Here is a 23,057-nt window from a genome sequence, read left to right as displayed (position 1 = left end):
ACAGAGCCTGCAACAGGCAGGGCAGCTAAGAGAGAAACGATGGCAAATACACAATCCGCCGATATCGTCGTGGTCGGCTCGGGGGTCGCCGGCAGTCTGGTTGCGCATCAGCTGGCACTCGCGGGCGCGTCGGTGATCCTGCTCGAAGCGGGGCCGCGCATCGCGCGCTGGCAGATCGTCGAGAACTTTCGCAACTCGCCGGTCAGATCCGACTTCGCGACGCCGTATCCGTCGACGCCTTACGCGCCGCATCCCGAGTACGCGCCCGCGAACAACTATCTGATCCAGAAAGGCGATTATCCGTACAACTCACAATATGTGCGGCTCGTCGGCGGCACGACGTGGCACTGGGCGGCGGCCGCGTGGCGGCTGCTGCCGTCGGACTTCCAGTTGCACAAGCTGTATGGCGTCGGACGCGACTGGCCCTATCCGTATGAAACGCTCGAGCCATGGTACGTGGCCGCCGAAGTGCAGCTCGGCGTGTCCGGTCCGGATAGTTCGATCGATCTCGGTTCGCCGCGCTCGAAGCCCTATCCGATGCAGCAGCTGCCGCTGTCGTACATGGATCAGCGTTTCAGCGACGTGCTCAACGCGCAGGGCTTCGAGGTCGTGCCCGAACCGGTCGCGCGCAACAGCCGTCCGTACGATGCACGGCCGACCTGCTGCGGCAACAACAACTGCATGCCGATCTGCCCGATCGCCGCGATGTACAACGGCGTGATCCACGCGGAAAAGGCCGAGCAGGCCGGCGCGAAACTGATTCCCGAAGCGGTCGTGTATCGCATCGAAGCGGACGACAAAGGGCTCATCACCGCCGTCCATTACAAGGATCCGAACGGCAACAGCACGCGCGTCACCGGCAAGCTGTTCGTGCTCGCGGCGAACGGCATCGAAACGCCCAAGCTGATGCTGATGTCGAGCTCCGATAAATTCCCGCACGGCGTCGGCAATAGCTCCGATCAGGTGGGCCGCAACCTGATGGACCATCCGGGCACCGGCGTCAGCTTTCTCGCCAACGAACCGCTGTGGCCCGGCCGCGGACCGATGGAGATGACCTCGATCGTCAACTTCCGCGACGGCGCGTTCCGCTCCGATTACGCGTCGAAGAAACTGCATTTGTCGAACGGTGTGCCGACGATGGGCGTCACCGCCGAACTGCTGAAAAAAGGCCTGACCGGCGCCGAGCTCGACCGGCAGATTCGCGACCGCGCGGCGCGCACGCTGAACATCAACAGCTTTCATGAACATCTGCCCGAGCCGCAGAACCGCATCGTGCCATCGGCCGATCACAAGGACGCGCTCGGCATTGCGCAGCCCGAGATCTATTACTCGATCAACGACTACGTGAAGAAGAGCGCCGCCAATACGCACGAACTGTATGCGCAGATCGCGACGCTATTCGGCGGCACTGAGGTCTCGTTCGACGACAGTTTCGCGCCCAACAATCACATCATGGGCACGACGATCATCGGCACCGATGCGGCGAGTTCGGTCGTCGACGCGGACTGCCGCACGCACGATCATTCGAACCTGTTCATCGCGAGCAGCGGCGTGATGCCGAGCGCGGCGTCGGTGAACTGCACGCTGACGATCGCGGCCTTGTCGCTGAAGCTCGCCGACAAGCTGAAGCGCGAAATCTGAGCGCGGACCGGAGAGCCCCAATGATGAAGAACACCTCTCGCGTGCAGCCGGACCCTGCGCTGATGCCCGTCGCCCAGCGCCGCCGTTTCGGCGGCGCGGCGCTCGCGGCCGCGTTTTCGCTGTTCGCGCTGTCGATTGCGTGGCATGAGGCGCACGGCCCGGCCGCGCGTTCGACCGATGAAATGCCGATCACTCAGGCGCACGCCGACGCCGCCGCCCAAGCGTCGGATGGCCAGGCCACGCTCGCCGGCCCGAGCGCGCATGGCGAGCTCGTCAAGCGCGGCCAATACCTGACCCGTGTCGCCGATTGCGCGGCCTGCCATACGGCGGACAAATCGCGCCCGTTCGCGGGCGGTCTGCCGATCAGCACACCGTTCGGCACGATCGTGACACCGAACATCACGCCCGATCCCGACACCGGCATCGGCCAATGGAGCGACGCCGATTTCATGCGGGCGATGCATGAAGGCGTCGGCAAAGGCGGCGAGCGGCTGTACCCGGCGTTCCCGTACACCGCCTACACGCGCGTGACCGATCAGGACGTGCTCGCGATTCGCGCCTATCTGAACACGCTCGCGCCGATTCACTACACGCCGCCCGCGAACGACCTCAGGTTCCCGTTCAACCAGCGCTGGCTGATGGTGTTCTGGAACCTCTTCAACTTCACTGAAGGGCGCTTCGTGCCGGACCCGAAACAGAGCGCCGAATGGAACCGCGGTGCGTATCTGGTCGAAGGGCTCGCCCATTGTGAGGAGTGCCATACGCCGCGCAATTTCATGCAAGGACTCAAGTCGAGCGCGCGCTTTTCCGGCGCGGTGCAAGCCGGCTGGCATGCGTTCAATATCACGTCGGACAAGACGAGCGGCGTCGGCGACTGGCGCGACGACCAACTTGTCGCGTATCTGTCGACCGGCGCGGCGCCGGGCCGCGCGAACGCGGCTGGGCCGATGGGTGAAGTAGTCGCGAACAGCACGCAGTATCTGACGCCGGTGGATCTGCGCTCGATCGTCGCGTTTCTGCGCTCGGTGCCGGCCGTGAGCGGCGGCGACGCGCGGTCCCGTGATCAATGGGGCCGTCCCGCCGACGACGTCACGGCAATGCGCGGCACCACGATCACCGGCGTGAACGGCGCGCAGCTGTTCATCGCCAATTGCGCGACCTGTCATAGCTGGACCGGGGAGGGGGTGGGCGCGAGCGCGCCGGGCGCGTATCCGTCGCTGATCCATAACTCGACGGTCGGCGCGAACGACGCGAACAATCTCGCGTTGGTCATTCTGCACGGCGTGAATCGCACGACCGCGCACGCGGACGTGTTGATGCCCGCGTTCGGCGGCCATCTCGACGACGAGCAGATCGCGGCGATCACGAACTACGTGACGAAGCAGTTCGGCGATCCCCAGGCGACGATTACGACCGGCCAGGTCGCGAAGCTGCGCACCCTGCAGTAGTGTGCGGATACGATAGGCAGCCCGCATACGCGTGCCCATCGGCCGCATTATCATGGGGGGATGAATGCCTCCCCCGCCAACCTCGTTCAGCATCACGCCGCCAACGAGGCCGGCCGCGATTTCGTGGTCGGCGATCTGCACGGCTGCGTCGATGCGTTGCGCTACCTGTTGCATCAGATCGCATTCGATCCGAGCTGCGACCGGCTGTTCTCGGTCGGCGATCTGGTCGATCGCGGCGAGCACTCGGAGCAGGCGCTCGCGCTGCTCGCGAAGCCATGGTTCTACGCGGTGCTCGGCAATCACGAGGACGCGCTGTGCGCGGTCGCCGACGGCCGCTTGCGGCGGCAGTGGTGGTACGGCATCGGCGGCGCATGGGCAGCCGACGTACCCGACGAACGTCTGCGCGACTACGCCGAGCATCTGCGCACGCTGCCGCTCGTGCGCGTGATCGGCAGCGGCAACGCGCGCTTCAATGTTCTGCATGCCGAATTTTTCGGTTCGGATGCGGAGCTCGACGCGGGCCAGTTTTCCGCCGAAACGCGCCAGCAATTGCTGTGGGGCCGCGAACTCGCGCTGGGCAACGGCGATCCGCTGCGGCAGCGGGGACTGTCGCTGACCTATTGCGGCCATACGCCGGTGCGCGACATCACGCAAATAGGCTCGCAGGTGTTCATCGACACCGGCGCGTTCGGACCGGACGGCACGTTGACGATCGTGCAGCCGCAGGCGCTGCGTCGCTGGTCGATCTCAGTCGAGGCAGCGCGCGCGGAGGGGGCGGCGGCACTGGCCTTGCCGTGAGCGGTTGTGGCTCGCCGGGCTGCCTCGCCGCTGTTCTGTCATCCGACCTGATTCAACTCGAACACCATATCCACGCTCGTGCCGTTCCAGTTGTATTCGAGGTACGCCGCGTGATGGCAGTCGCGCAGCAGCGTCGTGCGGAATGCGGCGAGGCATTCGCCGCCGCTGTCGCGCACCGACGGATAGACGATGCCCGGTGCGCCCGCCGCGCGCATCGCGCGTCCGAGCGCCTGGCCGGCGACGTAGTCGTCGGGCGACAGCACGGCGGGATCGAGCTCGGGGTCGCGACGCAGGTCGACCACGCTGCCTTGCGCGAGCACCGTGTAGAGACGCATCTGCTGGCGCATCGGCGGTTCGGCGGTCGCGGCGAGGAACTGGCCGGTGTGATAGCGGGTTTCGGCGATCGCCGTCGCGCGTGAACGAGCGCAGTAGAACACGCCATACGTGCCGTCGGAAAAGCGGCTGCCAAGCGGGTTCAAATGCGTGAGCGCAGCCATGATCGGCCCGTAGCCGGGACCGAAACGGCGCTCCTCGCGCGGCACCAGGTCCAGTTCGCCGATTTCGGTGCGCAGACGGTCGTTGGTCATCGCTTCGAGCGCGTACAGAGCATCGAAATCTTCCGGCGAGGCAACGCGGTCGAACAGATTGATGGCCGGAAAGCGTGTCGGAATCACTCGATATGCGGGCGACCAGTCGAGCGCGGCGCTGGTCCAGCGGTCCTGCCATTGCGGTTGTGTCACGCCCAGCCGCCTCGCATTGCGTCCAGATACTGGCGCACGGCCACGAGATCGCTGATATTGCCCGCCAGCATGCGGTCCAGCGCGCGGCGGCCACCGAACGGCGGCGCGCCGTTGGGGCGTTTGATCCAGGTGTCGGCGGCGCTCGGCTGCGGCAGCAGGATCTGCAGCGCCTTATAGATGCCAAGCAGCAGCGACAGCCGCTCCAGCGTGTCGCGGCTGAGGCGCGCGGTCTCGGGCGTCGCCCTCCACTTGAAGAACGTCGAGCGGCCCGGCTTGCCGAGCAGCACGATCTGCTCGTCGGCGTTCAGGTCCCAGTCACGCGCGATGTTGAAGAATGCACGCAAACCCGCCGTGGACATCTGCGTCAGCGTGGGTTCCGAAAGCGATCTTCGCGGCGATGCTTCGGGCGAGGAAATTCGGGCAGCGTGAGCCATGGTGGGTAAGTCCCTAGGTGTACTTTTTATGGATGTTAGTCCAAATATGGATTTTTGCAAGAGAATATAATCCCGGCTCGTTTGGCAGTCGTCGATCAGGAGAAGCAGCAAATGCGGGTTCGAGCAGTAGCAGCGGCGCTGGCCGTGTGGTGTGTGTCGGAAGTGGCGTTGGCTGGCGGTTATGCGGAAGTGTGGAATCCGCCGGAGGCGAGCGGGCATGTCGCGAACGGACACGCTGCCAGCCAGGCGCACGCGCGCAAAAAGACCGAGGCGGTGAACGTGAAGGCGGCCGCCAAAGGCGCAATTAAGACTAAACCGGGCGCGTATGCGCGGCAGAGTGCGAGCGTCGGGCACGCGGTGTCCCATGTCGCGTCGGCCAGTGCGGGCCACGGCGGCAAGCTCGCGGCGCATCGCGACGGCCCGAAACATCTCGCGGCGGGCGGGAACGTCAAAGGCGGTGCGAAGGGCGGCGTGAAAGTCGCGGGGTCGGGGCAGAACCGGTCGCACACCATCGTTGCCGGTCAGGCCGCGAAGCACGCGCAGCCGCATGTCCAACTGGCGCGCGCCAAGCCCGCTCAGGCTAAGGTCGTGCGTGGCGATGCGGTGCGTGCCGATATGGCGGCAGCTCACCCCGCGCAGGCGCATGTGGACAAGGTCGCAGCGAAGCCGGCGGTTTCCCGTGCGAATCCGATCGGATCAGCCGTGCAGACTTGGCCGGACGCGTCCGCAAACGTTAGCGGCATCGCGCCGATGGGCTCGGTGTCCAATCCGGCGACCGCCAGCAGCGGTTCGCTGCCGCCGATCCTCCACTGAGGCGCCTCCGAGCCGCCCGGCGCGGTGCGGCGCCAATCGTGCTTTCACGCCGCGGCGAGGCCGTTCGCGAGCAGCCGCAGCGTTTCCGCCGAACGCGGCTCGCGCACGCGCGAATGCAGCGTCACGCGCGATTCCGGCAACGCCGGCAGACCGAGCCGCGCGCCGACATCGATCAGGCCGCGCGGCGCGACCCGGCGCGCGAGCGGCGACACGGCGAGCCCAGCGGCCACGGCCGCGCCGACCGCCGCGACGCCGCCGCCGACAAATACCTCCTGCCAGGCGACCCCCGCCGCCGTCAGCGCGCGTAACGCGACGTCACGCACGCTGCACGGCGGGCTCAATAACGCGAGCGCCAGCGGTTCGCCGACTCGCGGTAGCCACGTCGGCGTCGCGAGCCAGCCGAGCGGTTCGCTGAACAGCGTCTGCGCGTCGTCGCGCGGTGGTTCGTCGGCGCCGTAGCGGACGATCGCCGCGTCGAGCCGGCGTTCGTCGAACTGTGCGAGCAGCGCCGCCGACGTGCCCATATGCAGCTCGACCACGAGACCCGGATCGTGCGCGTTGAGTCGGCCCAGCAGGTGCGGCAGGTCGGGTCCCGCCACATGCTCGCTGAGGCCGAGCACGAGCCGCCGCCGCTCCACCGACAGCGCACCGAGCGCGCGCTCGTGCGCGTTCAACAACTCGCGCGCGGCGCCGAGAAACGCCTGGCCGTCGGCGGACAGACGCACGACGCGCGGCGCGCTCCAGCAAGTGTTTGCCCAGATGCGCTTCGAGTCGCTTCAGCTTCAGGCTGACGGCGGATTGCGTGGTGTCGAGCGCATCCGCGGCGCGCGTGAAGCTGCGCAGATCGGCGACCAGCACGAAGGCCCGTACCGCATCGAGATCGAGGACTTTCATTTCGAACGAAAATGGATGAAATAGACAGGGATATCTGTTTATTATGACCGAGCGCGCCTAAGCTGTGTTTAGCCCAACACCGCGAAGGAGTTCATCATGCCGCTCACCCGAATCTCACTGCGCGCCGGCAAGCCGGCCGACTACCGCCACGCGCTGACCGCCGGTATCCAGCGCTCGCTGGTGGACACATTCAACGTGCCGAAGGACGACATGTTCATGCTGATCACCGAGCACACGTCCGACAACATGATCTACGATCGGCAGTACCTGAATGTCGAGCGCGGCGACGATCTCGTCGTGATTCAGCTAACCGTCAGCAATACGCGCTCGATCGAGCAGAAGAAGGCGTTGTACCGGCGCATCGTCGATGAACTCGGGAAGTCGCCGGGCGTGCGGCCCGAGGACGTGTTCATCAGTCTCGTCGAGGTCGAGAAGGAGAACTGGTCGTTTGGGAATGGACTCTGCCAGTACTGCGCACAGTTGTAGCCATGCATTGGGTGGCCGGACGACTTCCAGGCTACAACGGCCAGTTCGGCGGGCGGCGGCTCAGCCAATGCAGAGCCGCCGCGTTTCGTCGCTCAGGCAGCGACGTCAGTCGCGCCTGGGAGCGGACTCTTCGTCAGCGTGCCGCAACGTCGACGGCCACGATTTCGTACCCGGGGTCGGCGTGTTCGTTCGCGACTTTATCTGCTTCCTCATAGGAGCGAAATGACGTGGCTTCCTTAATCTCCGGTGCCATGCCGATATCGCCGTCCTCTGCGGTGCAGAGGAACTTCTCGCCGGTCTTTACGACGTAGACGGTGGTCATGTTTCCCTCCATGGCTTGCAGGGGAACTTCCAGTCTAGCAGGCAGGAAGGTTTGCGACCGGGCCAGCTAGTCCTTACCCCACCGCCAGCGCGGCGGCTCGCCTTTCAGCCAGCACACGGCCACGAACGCAACGGTTAGCAGCGCAACCAGCATCGCGAACATGAGCGGATGACCCGCGGGTCGATATCTGAAAATGACTGTGCCGAGCAACACCAAATACGCGAGCAGCGTCGCCCATCCTTGCCAGCGCACGGGAAAGCCCCAACCCCAGCCATAGCGTTTCGCGGGAAACCAGTAATCATGCGAGGGTGACATCACGTAGTCTCCAGGTCCGGGCGTTGCCGGTGATCCGTCATACGTCCAATAGTTTGCGTTTCCTGCTCATTATCGATGATTCACGAGGGCGCCTTCCGGCGGCACACGTCGAGCACGAGCTGCCGCAGCCAACGATGAACCGGCTCTGCGTCGACGCGCGGATGCCACATTTGCGATACCGTGATTCTCCCCGTCGTCACCGGAAGATCGAAGGCGAACACGGTGGCTGATACCGGGGATTGCTGAGCCTTCGACTGATTTTCCGGCAGACCGAGCAGAAACGATGCAGGCACGAGCGCAATCAGATCGGATGCGCGAGCCACCGCCAGCGCGGCGGGAAAACCGGGCACCACGGCGACGACCTTTCTTTCCAGTCCCAACGCGGCCAACGCGGCATCGACCGGGCCGCTGCTACGTCCGCGTCGCGAAGCGACCACGTGGCCGAACGCAACATATCTTTCGGCGGTGACCTCGCGCTCCGATTCCAGCGGATGCCCTTTTCTAGCGACGCCGACAAAGCGATCGCGGAAAAGCGCTTGAACGCGTATTTCCGGGCCCATCTCAGCGAGCACGCCGATCTCGAGATCCGCCGAACCCTCCCGTAGATGCATCGGCGTTTTCTCGGTTTTCGGTGCAAAACTGATCCGCACGTTCGGCGCATGCGCCGTCGCTTCAGCGATCACCGAGGCACCAAATGCTTCCACGAAGCCGTCGTTGGCACGAATGATGAAGGTCCGCTGGAGCGTGTGGAAATCCGGATCCGTCGTAGAGGGGCGCAGCAAGGCCCGGGCTTCGTGGACCGCATCGCTCGTACGTCGACGCAATGCCTCGGCATGCGGAGTCAGCACCATCTCGCGGCCGGCGCGAACCAGTAATGGGTCGCCCGTCGCCTCCCGAAGCCGCGCCAACGTTCGGCTCATTGCGGACGCGCTCAGTCCCAGCCGGCGAGCAGCGCGAACTACGCTCGCCTCGGCAAGCAGCAGGTCCAACGCAACGAGCAGATTCAGGTCGTGATCAGGCATGGCCGATCGTAGCACGCGACTTTCATACATGGCGTCTGGTGCATTTTATAAGTGCAAGCGTTGCGTCTTCCGCCATGTCTGGCGCGTGACTATATTTCGTGCACGCATTCCAACCGGAATTCATTCGAGGGAAACGACCCATGCAACCCGCAACCCAGCAAAAAACCATGCTTTTGATCGGCGCCTCGCGCGGCCTCGGTTTCGCGATGGTCGAGGCGTACCTGAGGCGCGGCTGGCGAGTCATCGCCACCGGCAGACAGGGCTCCACAGCAAGACTCCTCGAACTTGCGAACGCGTCACGCGGCGCACTTGAAGTCGAAACGGTTGACATCACGATTCCCGCGCAGGTCGCCGCGTTGCGCGGCCGCCTCGAAGCACGTCCGATCGATCTGCTGTTCGTCAACGCCGGCGTCAAGAACGACGATCGCGAAACGATCGCGGATGTGTCGACCGATGAGTTCGTGCGCGTGATGGTGACGAATGCGTTGAGCCCGATGCGCGTCGTCGAGGCCTTGCAGGATCTGGTTCGGCCGACTGGCACGATCGGCGTGATGTCGTCGGGCCAGGGCAGCGTCGCTAACAACGAGAACGGCAACTACGAGGTCTATCGCGGCAGCAAGGCCGCGCTCAATATGTTCATGCGCAGCTTTGCCGCGCGCCATCGAGGCGACACCAAAACGCTGCTGCTGATGGCGCCCGGGTGGGTGCGAACCGATATGGGCGGCCCGCACGCACGTCTGAGCATCGACGAAAGCATCCCGAACCTGGTCAGCACGATCGACGCTCATGAAGGCCGTACCGGCTTGCACTACCTCGACTACCTCGGCAGAGTCGTGCCGTGGTGAGCGGCAACCGTAGGCGCCAGCGGCAGAACAGCGCGTCGATATAATGGGTCGCCGCTCTACCACCTAACCTCGACCGCTGCCCATCATGACCATCGACCGTCCCGATCCGCCTCGCGACCCGCTCGAACTCGGCGGCTCCGTCTGGTTCAAGGCCGGCGCGCAGACGCTCGGCGGTGCGGCCCGCATCGCGCTGCTGGCGGCGATCGGCGAGACCGGCTCGATCACGAGTGCGGCGAAGGCGGTCGGCATCAGCTACAAAGGCGCGTGGGATGCCGTCGACACGATGAACAACCTTGCCGGCGAGCCGCTCGTCGTGCGTCTGACCGGCGGCAAGGGCGGCGGCGGCACGACGCTGACGCCGCGCGCGGTGAAGCTGATCGACACGTTTCGCGCGGTGGAGCGCGAGCATCGACGCTTTCTCGAACGCGCGGGGGCAGCGATCGGCGAGGGCTTCGCGACGGACTGGGATCTGATCGGCCGCATCGGCGTGAAGACGAGCGCGCGCAATCAGTTTTACGGCAGGGTGTCGGCGATCGCGCGTGGCACTGTCAACGACGAAGTGACGCTTGCGCTGGCCGGCGGCCACGCGATCGTCGCGGTGCTCACGCACGAGAGCACCGAAGCGCTCGGGCTCGCGGTCGGCGTGGCGGCATTTGCGCTGATCAAGGCGTCGTGGGTCGTGCTGCTCGTCGCGGGTAACGGCGATGGCGGCGCGCCGTTGAAACTGTCGGCGCGCAATCAGTTGCATGGCACGGTGCACAGCGTGAAGCGCGGCGCGGTCAACGCGCAAGTGTCGCTCGGGCTCGAGGGCGGCGCGGTAATCACCGCGGTCGTGACCAATGCCAGCGTCGACACGCTCGGATTGCAGGAAGGCGCGCGCGCGGTCGCGGTGTTCAAGGCGTCGAGCGTGATACTCGGCGTGAAGGATTGACGGCTGCCCGCAGGTAACGACGGCGCAAAGCCACTCGCTCAACCAGGTGACGCTTCACTGCGCGCATACCCCGCGAACGGATGATTCTCGCGCACGCGGCCGTCGCGGACCTGCACGACCTGGTCGCCGAATGCGGCGACGTCGTCTGGATCGTGCGTGATGAGCACCATCGGAATGTCGAGCCGCGTTTGCAGGTCCGATAGCTCGCGCCGCATACGCTGGCGCAGCGCGCTATCCAGAGCCGAAAACGGTTCGTCGAGCAGCAGCAGGCGCGGCTGCGAAACCAGCGCCCGCGCGAGCGCGACGCGCTGCTTTTGCCCGCCCGACAGTTGCGCCGGATGATTGCCCGCCACGCTCCTCAACTCGAGCGCGTCGAGCCAGTAATCGATTTGCGCATGCGCGCCGCGCGCACGAGGATTGAGCCATCCCTGGCGCAGCCCGAAGCCGATGTTCTGCCGCACGTTCAGATGCGGAAACAACGCATAGTCCTGAAACAGATACGCGATCTTGCGCGCCTGCGGCTTCTGATCGATGCCGATCGCGCTGTCGAACAAGGTGGTGCCGTGCAGTGTGATGGTCCCTTCATCTGGACGCAGCAAGCCGGCGATCGCCTGCAAGGTCAGGCTCTTGCCCGCGCCCGACGGTCCGAACAGCACGAGCCGCTGGGTGCTCGCGCTGAACGCGACGTCGAGCGTGAAGCGCCGCTCGGCGGTCTCGAAGGTCTTGCGGATGGCGACGTCGAGCGGCATGTCAGCGCGCTCTCAGCAGCGTGTGCTGCGGCACGAGGCGCCCCGCGAGCAGCAGGATCGTCACGCACGCGACCGAGGTGACGAGCACGAGGAGGTTGGCGGTGCTGTCGTCGCCAGCCTGCACCGCCGAATAGACCGCCACAGACAGCGTCTGCGTGCGGCCCGGCAGGTTGCCCGCGATCATCAGCGTCGCGCCGAATTCGCCAAGCGCGCGCGCAAACGCGAGCAGGCCGCCGGCGAGGATGCCGCGCGCGGCGAGCGGCAGCGTCACGCGGAAAAACACCGCGGCTTCGCTGACGCCCAGCGTGCGCGCCGCGCGTTCCAGCTGCGGATCGACGCCTTCGAAGGCCGCGCGCGCCGACTTCAGCACGAGCGGAAACGCGACCACCGTCGACGCGATCACCGCGCCCTGCCACGTGAACACGAGCTGGATGTCGAAACGGTCGAGCCACGCGCCGATCACGCCGCGCCGGCCAAGCAGCACGAGCAGGTAATAGCCGAGCACGGTGGGCGGCAACACCAGCGGCAGCATCAGCAGCGAATCGATCACGTCGCGCGCGCCGGAGCGCCAGCGCGACAGGCCGAGCGCCGCCGCGACGCCGAGCACGAGATTGAGCACGGTGGCCCAGCCCGCGACCTTCAGCGATAGCAGCAGCGGAACCCAGGCCTGTTGCATGAGCGTGTGCTCTCCCGTGAATTAATGCGCCGGCTCGAAGCCGTACTTCGCGAGCACAGCCTGGCCGGCCGGCGATAGCACGAAGTCGACGAAGGTCTGCGCGTCGGCTGCCTGATGGCTGCCTTCGACCTGCGCGATCGGATAGGTGATCGGCGTTTGCGTCGGCAGGTTCAGCGCGACCTTGACCTTGTCGGGCATGATCGCGGCGTCGGTGCCGAACACGAAGCCGGCGTCGACTTCGCCGCGCGCGACGTAATCGAGGCTCTGACGCACGTTCGACGCGAGCACCGCCTTCGCGCTGACCGCGTCCCACACGCCTGCGGCCTGCAGCGCGCCCTGCGTGTAGCGGCCGACCGGTACCGAAGCCGGATCGCCGAATGCGACGCGCTTGACGTTCGCGGCCGTCAGCGCGTTGAGGTTGGCCGGTGAGAAATGACTGTCGGCGGGCACGATCAGCACCAGCGAGTTGGCGGCGAAGTCGCGCCGCGTGGACGGCACGATCATCTGTGCCGCCGCGGCCTTGTCCATTGCCTTCTGATCCGCGGATGCGAATACGTCGGCGGGCGCGCCCTTGATTATCTGTTGCATCAGCACGTCGGACGCGCCGAAGTTCAACAGAACCTTGATGCCCGGATGCTGCTGCTCGAAGGCATCGCCGACCGCCTTGAACGCATTGGTCAGGCTGGCGGCGGCCGAGACCACCAGTTCATCAGCGTGCGCATTCGCGCTGGCCACGAGGGACACGGCGGCTGCGACGCACAATGCGTATTGCTTCAGATGGCAAGTGAGTGTCATGAAGGACCTGGAGTCTGACGTGAGCAGGAAGCAACGGCTTAAAATCGCTATCGTAATATATCCGCAGCTATAGCGGTGCGCGCAACGGTCGACCCGGCGCAGCGCTTGACGCACGGCGTCAAGCGCGAGCGATGCGCTGCGAGACTATCAACGAAGCTGAAGAACGCGCCAGAAAATGCGCCAAAACGCGCGGCGCAGCGGGCTCAGATGTCCAATGCGTGCACCGGCTCGAGCCCGTTGCGGGTTTTTGACAGCGGCGCGGCTGACGGACGAATGTCGCGTATGGACTTCCATTTTGCGCGAATGAACGGCCGATCGTGGCCGGACACCTTCAGCGCGATATGCGTGACCCAGCGCTGCGTGGGCACGTGCACGCCGTGCATCACCAGTGCCAGCACCATCATGCTGACGGCGACCGGCAGCGCCGACAGCCGGTCCGGCTCGGCATTCCACGCGATTCGCACGAACAGGAGCGCGGCGAGCGCGCCGACGAGGCAGCCGGTGACTGCTTCGGACGGCGAATGCGCGCTCAGCACGACGCGCGACAACCCCACCGCCAAGCCGGCGGCCAGCCCCGCCAGCACGCCCAGCAGCCGGATGGCGCGACGCGCGGGCAATAACATCAAGAATAGCGCGGCCGGATAGACGGCCGTGGACAGCATGGAGTGACCGCTGACGCCGGTGAAGTCGAGTTCGCGTACGCCGACACCCCAGCCGAGGAAGGCGAGCTTGGTCACGGTCACGACGCCGATCGCCGTGCCGAGCAGGGCGAGCCAGCAGGCCGCGAGCCGCCACGAATAGCCGACCGCCAACCACAGCGCGATCGCGAGCGCGAGCGGCAGCGTCAAGCCGGCGCCGCCGAGGCTGGTGATCGAATACCACAGGTGGATCGGTAAATCGGGCATGGCAGGGGCGCGACGCGGGTCGCGTGAAATCGGGTTGGTGGAAATCGGCGCGCGGTCGGCACGAAACGCCGATGGGGCGCGGATCGACGCGTCGGGAGATCAACCGCCAGTATAGTCGGGTGTCGCGCGACGGTCTCGCGGCGCACAGCGCTTTCGTTCGCCAAGTGTGGGCTGCCGAACGGGAACCGACGTGGTTTGACGGCAGAGCCGCGGCAAGGTTCGCCGCGTTTGAAAACCGCACGACGAGCGGCGCCGGTGTTCAGCAACGCATGAAAAATGATGTTATTGTGCATTGCACAACTTCATATGATCCGCTGTTTTGGGGTCAGCATTCGTCCCTTTTGCGAGGTCATCGCCGATGGCAAAAAGCCTGTCAAAAATCTGGCTGCGGGGCTTCAAGCGCCTGCTCGCGATCCAAACCGAACACGCGCAAAAGACCGCCAAGCGAACGCAGGCGCGGCCGGTTCGCGCGGCCACCACCAAACCGTCGAGCAAGGCTCATTCACTGAAGCCGGTTGCGGCGCTGCGCACGCCCGCGAAACGCGAAGCGCCGCGCGAGTCGCGCGTGCGCCCACGCGCAGCCGCGTGGGCGAGCGGCGCATGGACGCGCTCGTTCCATTCCGCGCCCGCGACGCCGGGCCGGCTCGTCAATCACCTGCAATACGGCCTCTATATCCCGTCCGGGCATGCGCGCGAGGCGATGCCGCTGGTCGTGATGCTGCACGGGTGCACGCAGTCGATCGACGAATTCGCCGAAGGCACGCGCATGAACCTGCTCGCCGACCGCTACGGCTTCGCGGTCGTGTATCCGGAGCAATCGAAGCACGCGCACTCGCACCGCTGCTGGCATTGGTACGATGCCGGCGACAGCGCGGGCGGCGGAGAGGCGCTTGCGGTGGTGTCGCTGGTGGATGCGCTGGTCGAACAACATGGTTTTGACCGCGAACGCGTCTACGTAGCGGGGATTTCGGCGGGCGCGGGGCTGGCGGCGCTGTTGGTCGTCAAGTACCCCGAACATTTCGCCGCAGTCGCGCTGCATTCCGGCCCCGCTTTCGGCGAGGCCCGCTCCGGCATTACCGCGATGGACGTGATGCGGCGGGGCGCGCGTCGCGAGCCGGTCGAGCTCGTCAACGAAACGACGAACGTTGCGCAATATCCGGGCATGCCGGCGCTGATCATCCACGGCGACGCCGACCATGTCGTCGCGCCGGTCAACGCGGACCAATTGGCGACACAGTTTCTGCGCCTGAACCGCCTGATCGACGCGAACGGCGCGCGTAAGGCCGGCGAAATGCGCGAAGACCGCAAGAACGGCGTAGTGATGCGCGATTATCTGCGTGGCGGGCGGCGCGTCGTGCGGGCGTGCCGAGTGCAGGGTCTCGGTCACGCATGGGCCGGGGGCGACGATGCGCTGCCGTTCCATTCGTCTAAAGGCCCCGACGCGAGCGCCATGCTGTGGGATTTTTTCCGGCATCAGCGTCGCACGGACGCTGGCCGCGTCGCGGAAGGATTGGCGACGTCATCGGCCGAGCGGTGACGTCTGCGCAACAACTCGAAAATGAACACTAGCGTGGCATCAGGGTTTTCCCTATAATACGGGTTATCCCTTAGGTCTAAACGCCTAGTCTCCATTGCCGAGGTGACCATGTACCTGATTAGCCGTCTTTTTCTCTTTTTGACCAAGTCGCCGGACCAACTCGCGAAAGAGCGCGCTGACGCGTATCTCGCTGAAGCGACCGATCTCTATGACCTCGAATTCCGCATGCGCAAGCTCGATGGCGAAGCGAACTTGCGTCAGCCGTCCTGGATGAGCCAGCACTACGGCTAAGCCGGCTGCGCAAAAACGGCATCGGGCTGTCGGCAATCCGAACATCGGCGCGCTGAGGCGCCGGTGTTTGGAACTGGCCACCGAGGCTATCGGCCGTGTCGCGCAGTCCGCTTCACTCATCGCGGAGCTTTCGCGCCCGCCTGGAAGGCTCCGCTCAAGCAGCAGGATTCAGCTGCCACAACGTGTAGTTCACGAGTGCTGCGTACGCGACCCACACGACATACGGCACGAGCAGAATGCCCGCGAGTCGATCGCGTCGCCAAAACATATACGTCAGCATCACGATCAGCACCAGCAGGATCAGGATGTCGAGGAGCGCAGCCTCCGGTCGATGCAGGCCGAAAAACAGCCACATCCACGCGGCGTTGAACAACAGCTGCACGACCCACAGTACGATCGCTGCGGTCAGACCGCCGCGCTTCCACACGCGCCATGCGGAAAAGGCCATCAACGCGTAAAGCACGGTCCAGACCGGCGGGAAAATCCAGTTCGGCGGATTGAACGCGGGCTTTTGAAGGCCCGCATACCACGCGTCCGGCAGCGATAGACTCGCGGTCCACCCGGCCGCCAGCGTCAGGACTAGAAATACGAGCAGCGACGGCAGTCGGCGCATCTTGACCCCCTTCAGAGCTTCAATGATGTGAGCGGATGCTCACTTTCCGTTTCCCGCCACTTAGCGCTCGCGCGCCTGTGCGAGCCGCTGTGCGCCAGACCAGCCACGGCGCGTGAATCCATGTTCGCCGGGAGATCGGCGGAGCCGGACGCGATGCACGTTTCGATCGGCGCGACGGCCGAGCGGAACTCAAGCGACGTGCAGACGAACCGCAACATTGCGGCGCGTGGCGTTCGAATACGGGCAGACCTCGTGCGCGGCGTCGACCAGTTCCTTCGCCGCGTCCGCAGCCAGGCCCGGCAGCGAGACGCGCAGATCGATGTCGAGCGCGAAGCCGCCGTTGTCGTTCGGACCGATGCCGACGTCGGCGGAAACCTGCGTGTCCGTCGGCAGAGACTGCTTGCGCTGGCCCGCGACGAACTTCATGGCGCTCAGGAAACAGGCCGAGTAGCCGGCCGCAAACAGCTGTTCGGGATTCGTGCCCGCCGCGCCAGTGCCGCCGAGTTCACGCGGCGCGGCCAGCTTCACGTCCAATGCATTGTCCGACGATACGGCGCGGCCGTCGCGGCCACCAGTGCTCGTTGCGCTTGCCTTGTAGAGGATGTTCATAGTGCAGTTCCTGGGTTAGGGATGTCAGGGTTGGCAGGTTTTCCGCTGGCTGCCGGTTCGCCGATTCTGGCGAAGCGGCATAGGCATACGATAGTACACAAATCATTTGTGTGCAAATTAGTTATCGAATGAAGCGAGGATCAGTGTTTTCCACTTATTGCACTACTGCTCCATGAAATCGTTGAGCGTCGTGCGCAGGCGTGTGAGATCGTCGCGCAGACGCAGCAGGAAGTCCGGCGTCTGTTGCGTTGCGCAGAGGATTTCGCCGGGCACGTCGCGCGCCTGACGCTTGAGCGCCTTGCCCGCGCCCGTGAGGCGAATGTAGACGAGGCGCTCATCGTCGGTGCCGCGGACGCGCTCGACGAGTCCCTGCGCTTCCAGGCGCTTGAGCAACGGTGTGACCGTCGCCGGATCGAGATTGAGGCGCGCGGCCATGTCCTTGACGGTGACGTCGTCGGTTTCCCACAGCACGAGCATGGCCAGATACTGTGGATACGTGAGCCCGAGCTTATCGAGCAGCGGCTTGTACGCCTTCGTCATCGCGAGCGAGGTCGAGTAGAGCGCGAAGCAGACTTGCTCGTCGAGCGTGAAAGGAAGGGCGGGGCGCTGGGTCATGGTCCATCTCGGCTAGAAGAGCGTGCAAATGGATTGCACGCAAATCATTGTGCCGCAAATCGCTTCAGGATGGCGAGCGACGGAACAGTTGCTTCGACAAAGACGTCAAGAAGATGCGCAGGGAAGACGCGGAGGCCGAGCACATGCACGGGCGCCAGAACAGCACCCGCGCGTGAAAGCCGGATCAGGCCGCCGGCGTGGTCGGCAGATCCGGCGTTTGCGGCGTCTGCACGCCGAAGCAGCCGCGATAGGTCGCGTAGAACGAGCAGTACAGCATCGTCGTGACGATCATCGTCGCCGGCATCAGAATCGCGAACGCGAAGTCCGCCGCGCCGAGCGCCTGCATCAGCGCCGACAGCCCGAGCGATACGACCGTCGCGACCGCGAACCACAGCGCCGCGAACACGATGAAAGCGCCGCGATTGCGCCAGCAACTGACGACGCTGAAGAACATCGCCTTGACAGGCGGCACGTCGTGCCAGGCGGCGAGGATCGGCGAGAACCAGAACAGCATCGCGACTGGCACATAGAACGCGAGCGCGGTAATAACCGCGAGCGGGATGTTGCTGTTAGCGATCGTGTTCTCATCCATCGATGCACTGCCGAGCATCACCTTCAGCAGCATGCCGCCGTCGGCGAGCGCCGAGCCCGCCAGCACCAGCGCCATCGCGATCACATACAGGACGCCAAGTACGAGCAGCCGCCGCGCCACGACCGCGCCATACGCATGAAAGCCGTCGACGAGGATCGTCGGAAACACCGGTTTGCCCGCGATCGTATTGCGGCACGCGGCCATGAAGCCGACCGCGACGCCCGGAATGAACAGCAGCGGCAATACGCCGCCGACCACCGGAATCTGCGACACGAGCGTCATCACCAGCAAATAGGTGAAGAACAGCGTCAAGAAGGCGAGCGGATTCTTGCGGAACAGCCAGATGCCTTGGCGGAACCACACGTAGCCGGTTTTCGCGGGAACTTCGATCAGTTGCATGAGGTATGGATGCCTGGATTTGCGACGCCCTGCAGGCGCTCGCGCAGAATGCGTTCGAAATGGCCGGGGTCGTGCGGCTTGAGCAGTTCGGCCGCGCGCGGCAAATGAAAATCATACAGGCGCGAGACCCAGAAACGATACGCGCCCGCACGCAGCATGTCGCCCCAGTGATGGTTTTCCTCGACTGTGAAGGGCCGCACCGTCTGATACGCGCGCAACAGCGCTTCGGTGCGCTCGACGTCGAGCTTGCCAGTCGTGAGGTCGATGCACCAGTCGTTGACTGTCACCGCGACGTCGAACAGCCACTTGTCGCAGCCGGCGAAATAAAAATCGAAGAAGCCGCCGAGTCGCACTTCGTGCCCGGTGTCGGGCGCGGCGTGCGCGAACATTGCGTTGTCGCGGAACAGGTCGGCGTGGCACGGGCCCGCCGGCATTGCCGCGTAATCGGCCGAGGCGAAGAACGCTTCCTGATGTGCAAGCTCGGACGCCAGCAGGTCGCGCTGCTCGCCTTCGAGATACGGCAGGATCGTCGGCACGGTTTCGCGCCACCACGGCAGGCTGCGCAGGTTCGGCTGATAGCGCGGATAGTCGCGACCAGCGAGGTGCATGCGCGCGAGCATCTGGCCGACCTCGACGCAATGCTCGATGCCTGGCGCGAGTTCGGGCGTGCCTTCGAGCTTTGTCACGATGGTCGCGGGTTTGCCGAGCAGCATGCCGAACAGCGCGCCGTCGAGGCGCGGCATCGGATCCGGCACCGGCACGCGATGAGCGGCTAGATGCCGCATCAGGTCCAGATAGAACGGCAGTTGTTCAGCTGTCAGCTTTTCGAAAATCGTCAGCACGTATTCGCCGCGCGTCGTCGTCAGAAAGAAGTTGCTGTTTTCAATGCCGGATGAAATGCCACGAAACTCGACGACATCGCCGAGATCGTAGTGACTCATCCATTCTGCGAGTTGGGATTCGTTGACAGCGGTGAAGACGGCCATGCGCAAGCGTCGGATCAGGTTGTTCGGGCTGGCGCGGTGCGGCCAGTGCGAGGTGAGACAAGTGAAATGTGGCGGATCGGGCGGCGAGTGCGACGAGTGCGGAACGGCGAGGTTGTAAGTGTCGCCGCATTCAGCGCTGGGTCATCGCGTAGCGGCCGCGATCGGGTGCAATCGGGGCACGGCCGCGCCGCGGCCGCCGTTGCCGGCGCGCCGCTTTTGCAACGATCAATAGTGGAGATTCACCGACGGCAAGCGCGTACTGGGCTTGCCGCTGTCGTGGACGGAGGGCGACGTGTCGGGCGACGCGCTCATCTGGTAGCGCGTGCCGAAATTCGATTGCACGTTGATTTCGACCGGCTTGCCCTTGTCGCGGTATTCAGTGATTTCGGTGCCGTTCGGGCTGACTTCGTGAAAGCTGGGCGTGCGCGGAACGTTGATGTCGACCTTCGAACTGACCTCTGCGCCCGGACGATTGATCTTGCCCAGGTCCGGCAGACCGGCCCGTTCATTGGCGGACTGGGGCGCGTCTGCGGGCGGCGGTTCGTCGACGGGGTGGGCAGCCATCGCGGCGTTGCAGAAGGCGAGAGCCAGCGTAACGGCGATGGGAAGGAGCGGCTTCATGGTGATTCTCCGATTGGATGCCCCGATTCTAACAAATCCGGCCTGACGTACGGGCGCGCAGCCTTATTTTGCGCCGCTTTCGCGCAACAGGGCGCGCGTTCTCGCGAGCGTGGTTGCGAGAACGCGCCTGACATTTGGCAACCGCGGGTTCCGTGGTAATGTCGTCTCATCAAAAAGGGTGAACGATGATGAAGAACGACATCAACCAGCGCACGGTGCAGACTCCCGCCAGCAGTTTCCCGTCCGAAGGCTTTGAAGACGCGGCCGAGGCCGTCACCCGCCTCGCTGCGATCTATGAGGCGAACACGTCGTTTCTACGCGATGCGTTCGCACGCTATCGCCGCAACGAGCAGTTCGACCATCGCGTGCGCGCCTGCTATCCATTCGTGCGCGTGCGTACCGAGGTCAACACGCACGTCGATTCGCGTCGCTCCTACGGGTTCGTCGCGGGGCCGGGCGTGTTCGAGACGACCGTCACGCGCCCCGACCTGTTCGGCAACTACTATCGCGAGCAACTGCGGCTGCTCGCGAAGAACCATCACGTGCAGATCGAAGTGGGCGTGTCGGACCAGCCGATTCCGATTCATTTCGCATTCGCCGAGGGCATCCACCTCGAAGGCGATCTCGACCGCGAGCGCCTGTTCCTGATGCGCGACATCTTCGACACGCCCGATCTCGCGCTGCTCGACGACCGCATCGTCAACGGCACGTACGAGCCGCAGCCGGGCGAGCCGCATCCGCTCGCATTGTTTACGGCGGCGCGCGTCGATTTTTCGCTGCATCGGCTGAAGCACTACACGGCAACGTCGCCGACGCATGTGCAGAACTACGTGCTGTACACGAACTATCAGTTCTATATCGACGAATTCGTGAAGCTCGGCCGCGGCATGATGGCCCGTACCGACGACGAGGAGTTGCGCGCCTATCGCAGCGAATACACGTCGTTCGTCGAGCCAGGCGACGTCGTCACGTATAACGACAATCTCGGCGAGCAGGCGCAGGAGGGTACGCCGCCGCCACGTCTGCCGCAGATGCCCGCGTATCACCTGAAACGCGCGGATGGCAGCGGCATCACGATGATCAACATCGGGGTCGGGCCATCGAATGCGAAGACGATCACCGATCACATCGCGGTGCTGCGTCCGCATGCGTGGATCATGCTGGGCCACTGCGCGGGGCTGCGCAACACGCAGCGTCTCGGCGACTACGTGCTCGCGCACGGCTACGTGCGAGAAGATCATGTGCTCGATGCCGATCTGCCGCTGTGGGTTCCGATTCCGGCGCTCGCCGAAGTGCAGGTCGCGCTCGAGCGCGCGGTCGCACAGGTCACACAGCTCGATGGCGTCGAGCTCAAGCGCGTGATGCGCACGGGCACGGTCGCGAGCGTCGACAATCGCAACTGGGAGCTGCGCGATCACCGCGAGCCGGTGCAGCGGCTGTCGCAGAGCCGCGCAATCGCGCTCGATATGGAAAGCGCGACGATCGCCGCGAACGGCTTTCGCTTCCGCGTACCCTACGGCACGTTGCTATGCGTGTCGGACAAGCCGCTGCACGGCGAGCTGAAGCTGCCGGGCATGGCCGATCAGTTCTATCGCGCACAGGTCGATCAGCATCTGCAGATCGGCGTGAAGGCGATGGAACTGCTGCGGATGAACGGGCTGCATCGGTTGCATAGCCGCAAGCTGCGGAGTTTTGCGGAAGTGGCCTTTCAGTAACCCGGGCCGAGCTTGGCTTACCGGCACGTGGTGTTGCAGCGGGAAAGACAGGGCGATAACTGGGTGAGGCGTTCCGGCTGATCGACGCAGCATAGCCATCCTTATCAATCGGCCTGGTTGGCTGTTGCGGTGATGCTTGCTGGTTCAACCCTGCCCGAACCCGGTCAAGCCGATCAGGCTTCCTGCAGCCAGCAGCCATAGTGGATGAATCCGCGTCTTCGTCGCCATCACGGCGGTGAACGCGGTAATCGCCCACGCTATCGCGGTCGGGTTCGACGCGCGCGCGATCAGCGCCGCGCTCGCCGCGACGAGGCCGGCCGTCACCGGCACGAGTCCAAGCTGCGCATAGCGGCGCCATGGGCGGTCCTTGAAGCGGTCCCATGCATGCAGCGCGAGAATCGTCACGAGCGACGACGGCCCGAACTTCGCAATCGAGGTGACGAGCATGCCGGCCCAACCGGCCACGTGCCAGCCGATCAGCGTGACGATCATCAGATTCGGGCCGGGTGCGGCTTGAGCGAGCGCGAACAGGGCGCTGAATTCGCTGGCTGGCATCCAGTGATGCACGTCGACCACCTGCCGCTGCATCTCCGGAAGGATCGTATTGCCGCCGCCGAACGCGAGCAGCGACAGCTGGCTGAAAATTGCCGCGAGAGAAACCAGCGTGTCGTTCATCGCGCGCTCCTTGCAGCAACATAGATGCTCAGCGGCGTGAGCACGAGCATCGTCGGCAGCAGCGGTAGTCGCAGCACGGCAACCGCGACGAAGCCGAGCGCGGCGATCAGCGCGGCGAGCGGCTTGTTGCGCAATGGCAGCACGATCTTGAACGCCATCGAAATCAGCAGGCCCGAGGCCGCCGCGGCGAGCCCCGCGAAAAGATGCCGCACGTGCGGATCGTTCTGCGTGTGCTCGTACAGCACGCCGAGCCCGATCACCACCAGCGAAGGCCCGGCGATCAAGCCGAGCAAACCGGCCAGTGCGCCGGATACGCCGCGAAAGCGCATGCCGATCGCGACGGACAAGTTGATCACGTTGCCGCCCGGCAGGAATTGACAGAGGCCGAGCAGGTCGGTGAATTCGTCGCTGGTAAGCCAACGGCGTCGTTCGACGAGTGCGCGGCGCGCGAGCGGCAACGCGCCGCCGAATGAAATGAGGCCGAGGCCCAGAAAGCCGCCGAAGAGTTCACGCAATGTCGGCGTGGGCGCCAGTGCGGTGTCGGGTGAAGTGAGTTCGTTGTTCATATTGCGAGCTTCGCATTTAGGCTC

27 protein-coding genes and 1 pseudogene are annotated in these 23,057 nt (G+C 64.9%); 10 read left to right on the top strand and 18 right to left on the bottom strand.

What is annotated here, in order from left to right; all coding sequences use genetic code 11:
- Positions 1-39 precede the first annotated feature (39 nt).
- From BJG93_RS28110 to BJG93_RS28100, 3 genes are read left to right on the top strand one after another with little or no spacing between them, the layout of a single operon-like run.
- Positions 40-1,641 (top strand): GMC family oxidoreductase, encoded by a 1,602-nt coding sequence (locus BJG93_RS28110; RefSeq protein ID WP_027195331.1) that lies wholly within the window; start codon positions 40-42, stop codon positions 1,639-1,641.
- 20 nt (positions 1,642-1,661) lie between these two features.
- The gene (locus BJG93_RS28105) at positions 1,662-3,089 is read left to right on the top strand and encodes a cytochrome c (RefSeq protein ID WP_027195330.1); all 1,428 of its coding nucleotides are present in this window, start codon (positions 1,662-1,664) and stop codon (positions 3,087-3,089) included.
- A gap of 60 nt (positions 3,090-3,149) precedes the next feature.
- A complete protein-coding gene (locus BJG93_RS28100) occupies positions 3,150-3,887 on the top strand; it encodes a metallophosphoesterase (RefSeq protein WP_027195329.1) in 738 nt (245 codons plus the stop codon).
- Positions 3,888-3,925: 38 nt separating this feature from the next.
- Here the strand turns inward: BJG93_RS28100 and BJG93_RS28095 are convergent, their stop codons facing one another.
- Complete coding sequence (locus tag BJG93_RS28095; protein ID WP_027195328.1) at positions 3,926-4,627, bottom strand: RES family NAD+ phosphorylase; 702 nt, start codon at positions 4,625-4,627, stop codon at positions 3,926-3,928.
- Positions 4,624-4,986 (bottom strand): MbcA/ParS/Xre antitoxin family protein, encoded by a 363-nt coding sequence (locus BJG93_RS28090; RefSeq protein WP_322786944.1) that lies wholly within the window; start codon positions 4,984-4,986, stop codon positions 4,624-4,626. Before BJG93_RS28090 ends, BJG93_RS28095 begins: the two co-directional genes overlap by 4 nt.
- A gap of 186 nt (positions 4,987-5,172) precedes the next feature.
- On the opposite strand from BJG93_RS28090, the gene BJG93_RS28085 reads away from it, so the two are divergent.
- Complete coding sequence (locus BJG93_RS28085; RefSeq protein WP_027195326.1) at positions 5,173-5,874, top strand: hypothetical protein; 702 nt, start codon at positions 5,173-5,175, stop codon at positions 5,872-5,874.
- Between the two features lie 44 nt (positions 5,875-5,918).
- Here BJG93_RS28085 and BJG93_RS28080 read toward each other — a convergent pair.
- Positions 5,919-6,768, bottom strand: a pseudogene (locus tag BJG93_RS28080) (LysR family transcriptional regulator).
- Between the two features lie 96 nt (positions 6,769-6,864).
- On the opposite strand from BJG93_RS28080, the gene BJG93_RS28075 reads away from it, so the two are divergent.
- Complete coding sequence (locus BJG93_RS28075; protein ID WP_027195325.1) at positions 6,865-7,254, top strand: tautomerase family protein; 390 nt, start codon at positions 6,865-6,867, stop codon at positions 7,252-7,254.
- Between the two features lie 133 nt (positions 7,255-7,387).
- On the opposite strand, the gene BJG93_RS28070 is transcribed toward BJG93_RS28075, so the two are convergent.
- The 3 genes from BJG93_RS28070 to BJG93_RS28060 all read right to left on the bottom strand — a co-directional run bounded on the left by BJG93_RS28070 (position 7,388) and on the right by BJG93_RS28060 (position 8,913).
- Positions 7,388-7,576, bottom strand: a complete 189-nt coding sequence (locus BJG93_RS28070; protein ID WP_027195324.1) for a hypothetical protein — start codon at positions 7,574-7,576, stop codon at positions 7,388-7,390.
- A 66-nt stretch (positions 7,577-7,642) separates the two neighbouring features.
- On the bottom strand, positions 7,643-7,891 hold the full coding sequence (locus tag BJG93_RS28065) for a hypothetical protein (protein ID WP_027195323.1): 249 nt from the start codon (positions 7,889-7,891) through the stop codon (positions 7,643-7,645).
- Positions 7,892-7,971: 80 nt separating this feature from the next.
- Positions 7,972-8,913 carry a LysR family transcriptional regulator gene (locus BJG93_RS28060; protein WP_027195322.1) on the bottom strand — a complete coding sequence of 314 codons (942 nt, stop codon included), beginning with the start codon at positions 8,911-8,913 and terminating at the stop codon, positions 7,972-7,974.
- Between the two features lie 140 nt (positions 8,914-9,053).
- Between BJG93_RS28060 and BJG93_RS28055 the strand changes: the two genes are divergently transcribed.
- Together BJG93_RS28055 and BJG93_RS28050 are read left to right on the top strand one after the other, a co-directional pair.
- Positions 9,054-9,758: an SDR family NAD(P)-dependent oxidoreductase gene (locus tag BJG93_RS28055; protein ID WP_027195321.1), complete on the top strand. Its 705-nt coding sequence runs from the start codon at positions 9,054-9,056 to the stop codon at positions 9,756-9,758.
- An 85-nt stretch (positions 9,759-9,843) separates the two neighbouring features.
- Positions 9,844-10,689 (top strand): TOBE domain-containing protein, encoded by an 846-nt coding sequence (locus BJG93_RS28050; RefSeq protein WP_027195320.1) that lies wholly within the window; start codon positions 9,844-9,846, stop codon positions 10,687-10,689.
- Between the two features lie 38 nt (positions 10,690-10,727).
- On the opposite strand, the gene BJG93_RS28045 is transcribed toward BJG93_RS28050, so the two are convergent.
- The 4 genes from BJG93_RS28045 to BJG93_RS28030 form a co-directional block, all read right to left on the bottom strand.
- A complete protein-coding gene (locus BJG93_RS28045; protein ID WP_027195319.1) occupies positions 10,728-11,438 on the bottom strand; it encodes a sulfate/molybdate ABC transporter ATP-binding protein in 711 nt (236 codons plus the stop codon).
- A 1-nt stretch (position 11,439) separates the two neighbouring features.
- Complete coding sequence (gene modB / locus BJG93_RS28040) at positions 11,440-12,114, bottom strand: molybdate ABC transporter permease subunit (protein WP_027195318.1); 675 nt, start codon at positions 12,112-12,114, stop codon at positions 11,440-11,442.
- A gap of 21 nt (positions 12,115-12,135) precedes the next feature.
- A complete protein-coding gene (gene modA / locus BJG93_RS28035; protein WP_027195317.1) occupies positions 12,136-12,909 on the bottom strand; it encodes a molybdate ABC transporter substrate-binding protein in 774 nt (257 codons plus the stop codon).
- A gap of 203 nt (positions 12,910-13,112) precedes the next feature.
- Positions 13,113-13,814: a phosphatase PAP2 family protein gene (locus tag BJG93_RS28030; RefSeq protein WP_027195316.1), complete on the bottom strand. Its 702-nt coding sequence runs from the start codon at positions 13,812-13,814 to the stop codon at positions 13,113-13,115.
- Positions 13,815-14,172: 358 nt separating this feature from the next.
- Here BJG93_RS28030 and BJG93_RS28025 point away from each other — a divergent pair, with 358 nt between their 5' ends.
- A complete protein-coding gene (locus BJG93_RS28025) occupies positions 14,173-15,351 on the top strand; it encodes an extracellular catalytic domain type 1 short-chain-length polyhydroxyalkanoate depolymerase (RefSeq protein WP_027195315.1) in 1,179 nt (392 codons plus the stop codon).
- A 108-nt stretch (positions 15,352-15,459) separates the two neighbouring features.
- Positions 15,460-15,642, top strand: a complete 183-nt coding sequence (locus BJG93_RS28020) for a DUF3563 family protein (protein WP_027195314.1) — start codon at positions 15,460-15,462, stop codon at positions 15,640-15,642.
- Positions 15,643-15,796: 154 nt separating this feature from the next.
- Here BJG93_RS28020 and BJG93_RS28015 read toward each other — a convergent pair whose 3' ends face one another.
- The 6 genes from BJG93_RS28015 to BJG93_RS27990 all read right to left on the bottom strand — a co-directional run bounded on the left by BJG93_RS28015 (position 15,797) and on the right by BJG93_RS27990 (position 20,077).
- Positions 15,797-16,255, bottom strand: coding sequence for a TspO/MBR family protein (locus tag BJG93_RS28015; RefSeq protein WP_027195313.1), 459 nt, complete (start codon positions 16,253-16,255; stop codon positions 15,797-15,799).
- A gap of 189 nt (positions 16,256-16,444) precedes the next feature.
- A complete protein-coding gene (locus tag BJG93_RS28010) occupies positions 16,445-16,864 on the bottom strand; it encodes an organic hydroperoxide resistance protein (protein ID WP_027195311.1) in 420 nt (139 codons plus the stop codon).
- Positions 16,865-17,026: 162 nt separating this feature from the next.
- Positions 17,027-17,479, bottom strand: a complete 453-nt coding sequence (locus BJG93_RS28005; protein ID WP_027195310.1) for a MarR family winged helix-turn-helix transcriptional regulator — start codon at positions 17,477-17,479, stop codon at positions 17,027-17,029.
- A 184-nt stretch (positions 17,480-17,663) separates the two neighbouring features.
- Complete coding sequence (locus tag BJG93_RS28000) at positions 17,664-18,470, bottom strand: BPSS1780 family membrane protein (RefSeq protein WP_027195309.1); 807 nt, start codon at positions 18,468-18,470, stop codon at positions 17,664-17,666.
- On the bottom strand, positions 18,461-19,456 hold the full coding sequence (locus BJG93_RS27995) for a homoserine kinase (RefSeq protein ID WP_027195308.1): 996 nt from the start codon (positions 19,454-19,456) through the stop codon (positions 18,461-18,463). The genes BJG93_RS28000 and BJG93_RS27995 overlap by 10 nt, the downstream gene beginning before the upstream one ends.
- Before the next feature lie 225 nt (positions 19,457-19,681).
- Entirely contained in the window at positions 19,682-20,077 is a 396-nt protein-coding gene (locus tag BJG93_RS27990; protein ID WP_027195307.1) for a YdgH/BhsA/McbA family protein, read from the bottom strand.
- Positions 20,078-20,265: 188 nt separating this feature from the next.
- On the opposite strand from BJG93_RS27990, the gene BJG93_RS27985 reads away from it, so the two are divergent.
- Positions 20,266-21,792, top strand: a complete 1,527-nt coding sequence (locus BJG93_RS27985; RefSeq protein ID WP_027195306.1) for an AMP nucleosidase — start codon at positions 20,266-20,268, stop codon at positions 21,790-21,792.
- Between the two features lie 144 nt (positions 21,793-21,936).
- On the opposite strand, the gene BJG93_RS27980 is transcribed toward BJG93_RS27985, so the two are convergent.
- Together BJG93_RS27980 and BJG93_RS27975 are read right to left on the bottom strand one after the other, a co-directional pair.
- Positions 21,937-22,467, bottom strand: a complete 531-nt coding sequence (locus BJG93_RS27980) for a chromate transporter (RefSeq protein ID WP_027195305.1) — start codon at positions 22,465-22,467, stop codon at positions 21,937-21,939.
- On the bottom strand, positions 22,464-23,033 hold the full coding sequence (locus tag BJG93_RS27975; RefSeq protein ID WP_027195304.1) for a chromate transporter: 570 nt from the start codon (positions 23,031-23,033) through the stop codon (positions 22,464-22,466). The genes BJG93_RS27980 and BJG93_RS27975 overlap by 4 nt, the downstream gene beginning before the upstream one ends.
- Positions 23,034-23,057: the final 24 nt, after the last annotated feature.

The sequence above is a fragment of the Paraburkholderia sprentiae WSM5005 genome, assembly GCF_001865575.2.
Lineage (GTDB): Bacteria > Pseudomonadota > Gammaproteobacteria > Burkholderiales > Burkholderiaceae > Paraburkholderia > Paraburkholderia sprentiae.
The sequence above is the reverse complement of the archived record's forward strand: the minus strand, read 5'-3'. Positions and strand labels throughout refer to the sequence as shown.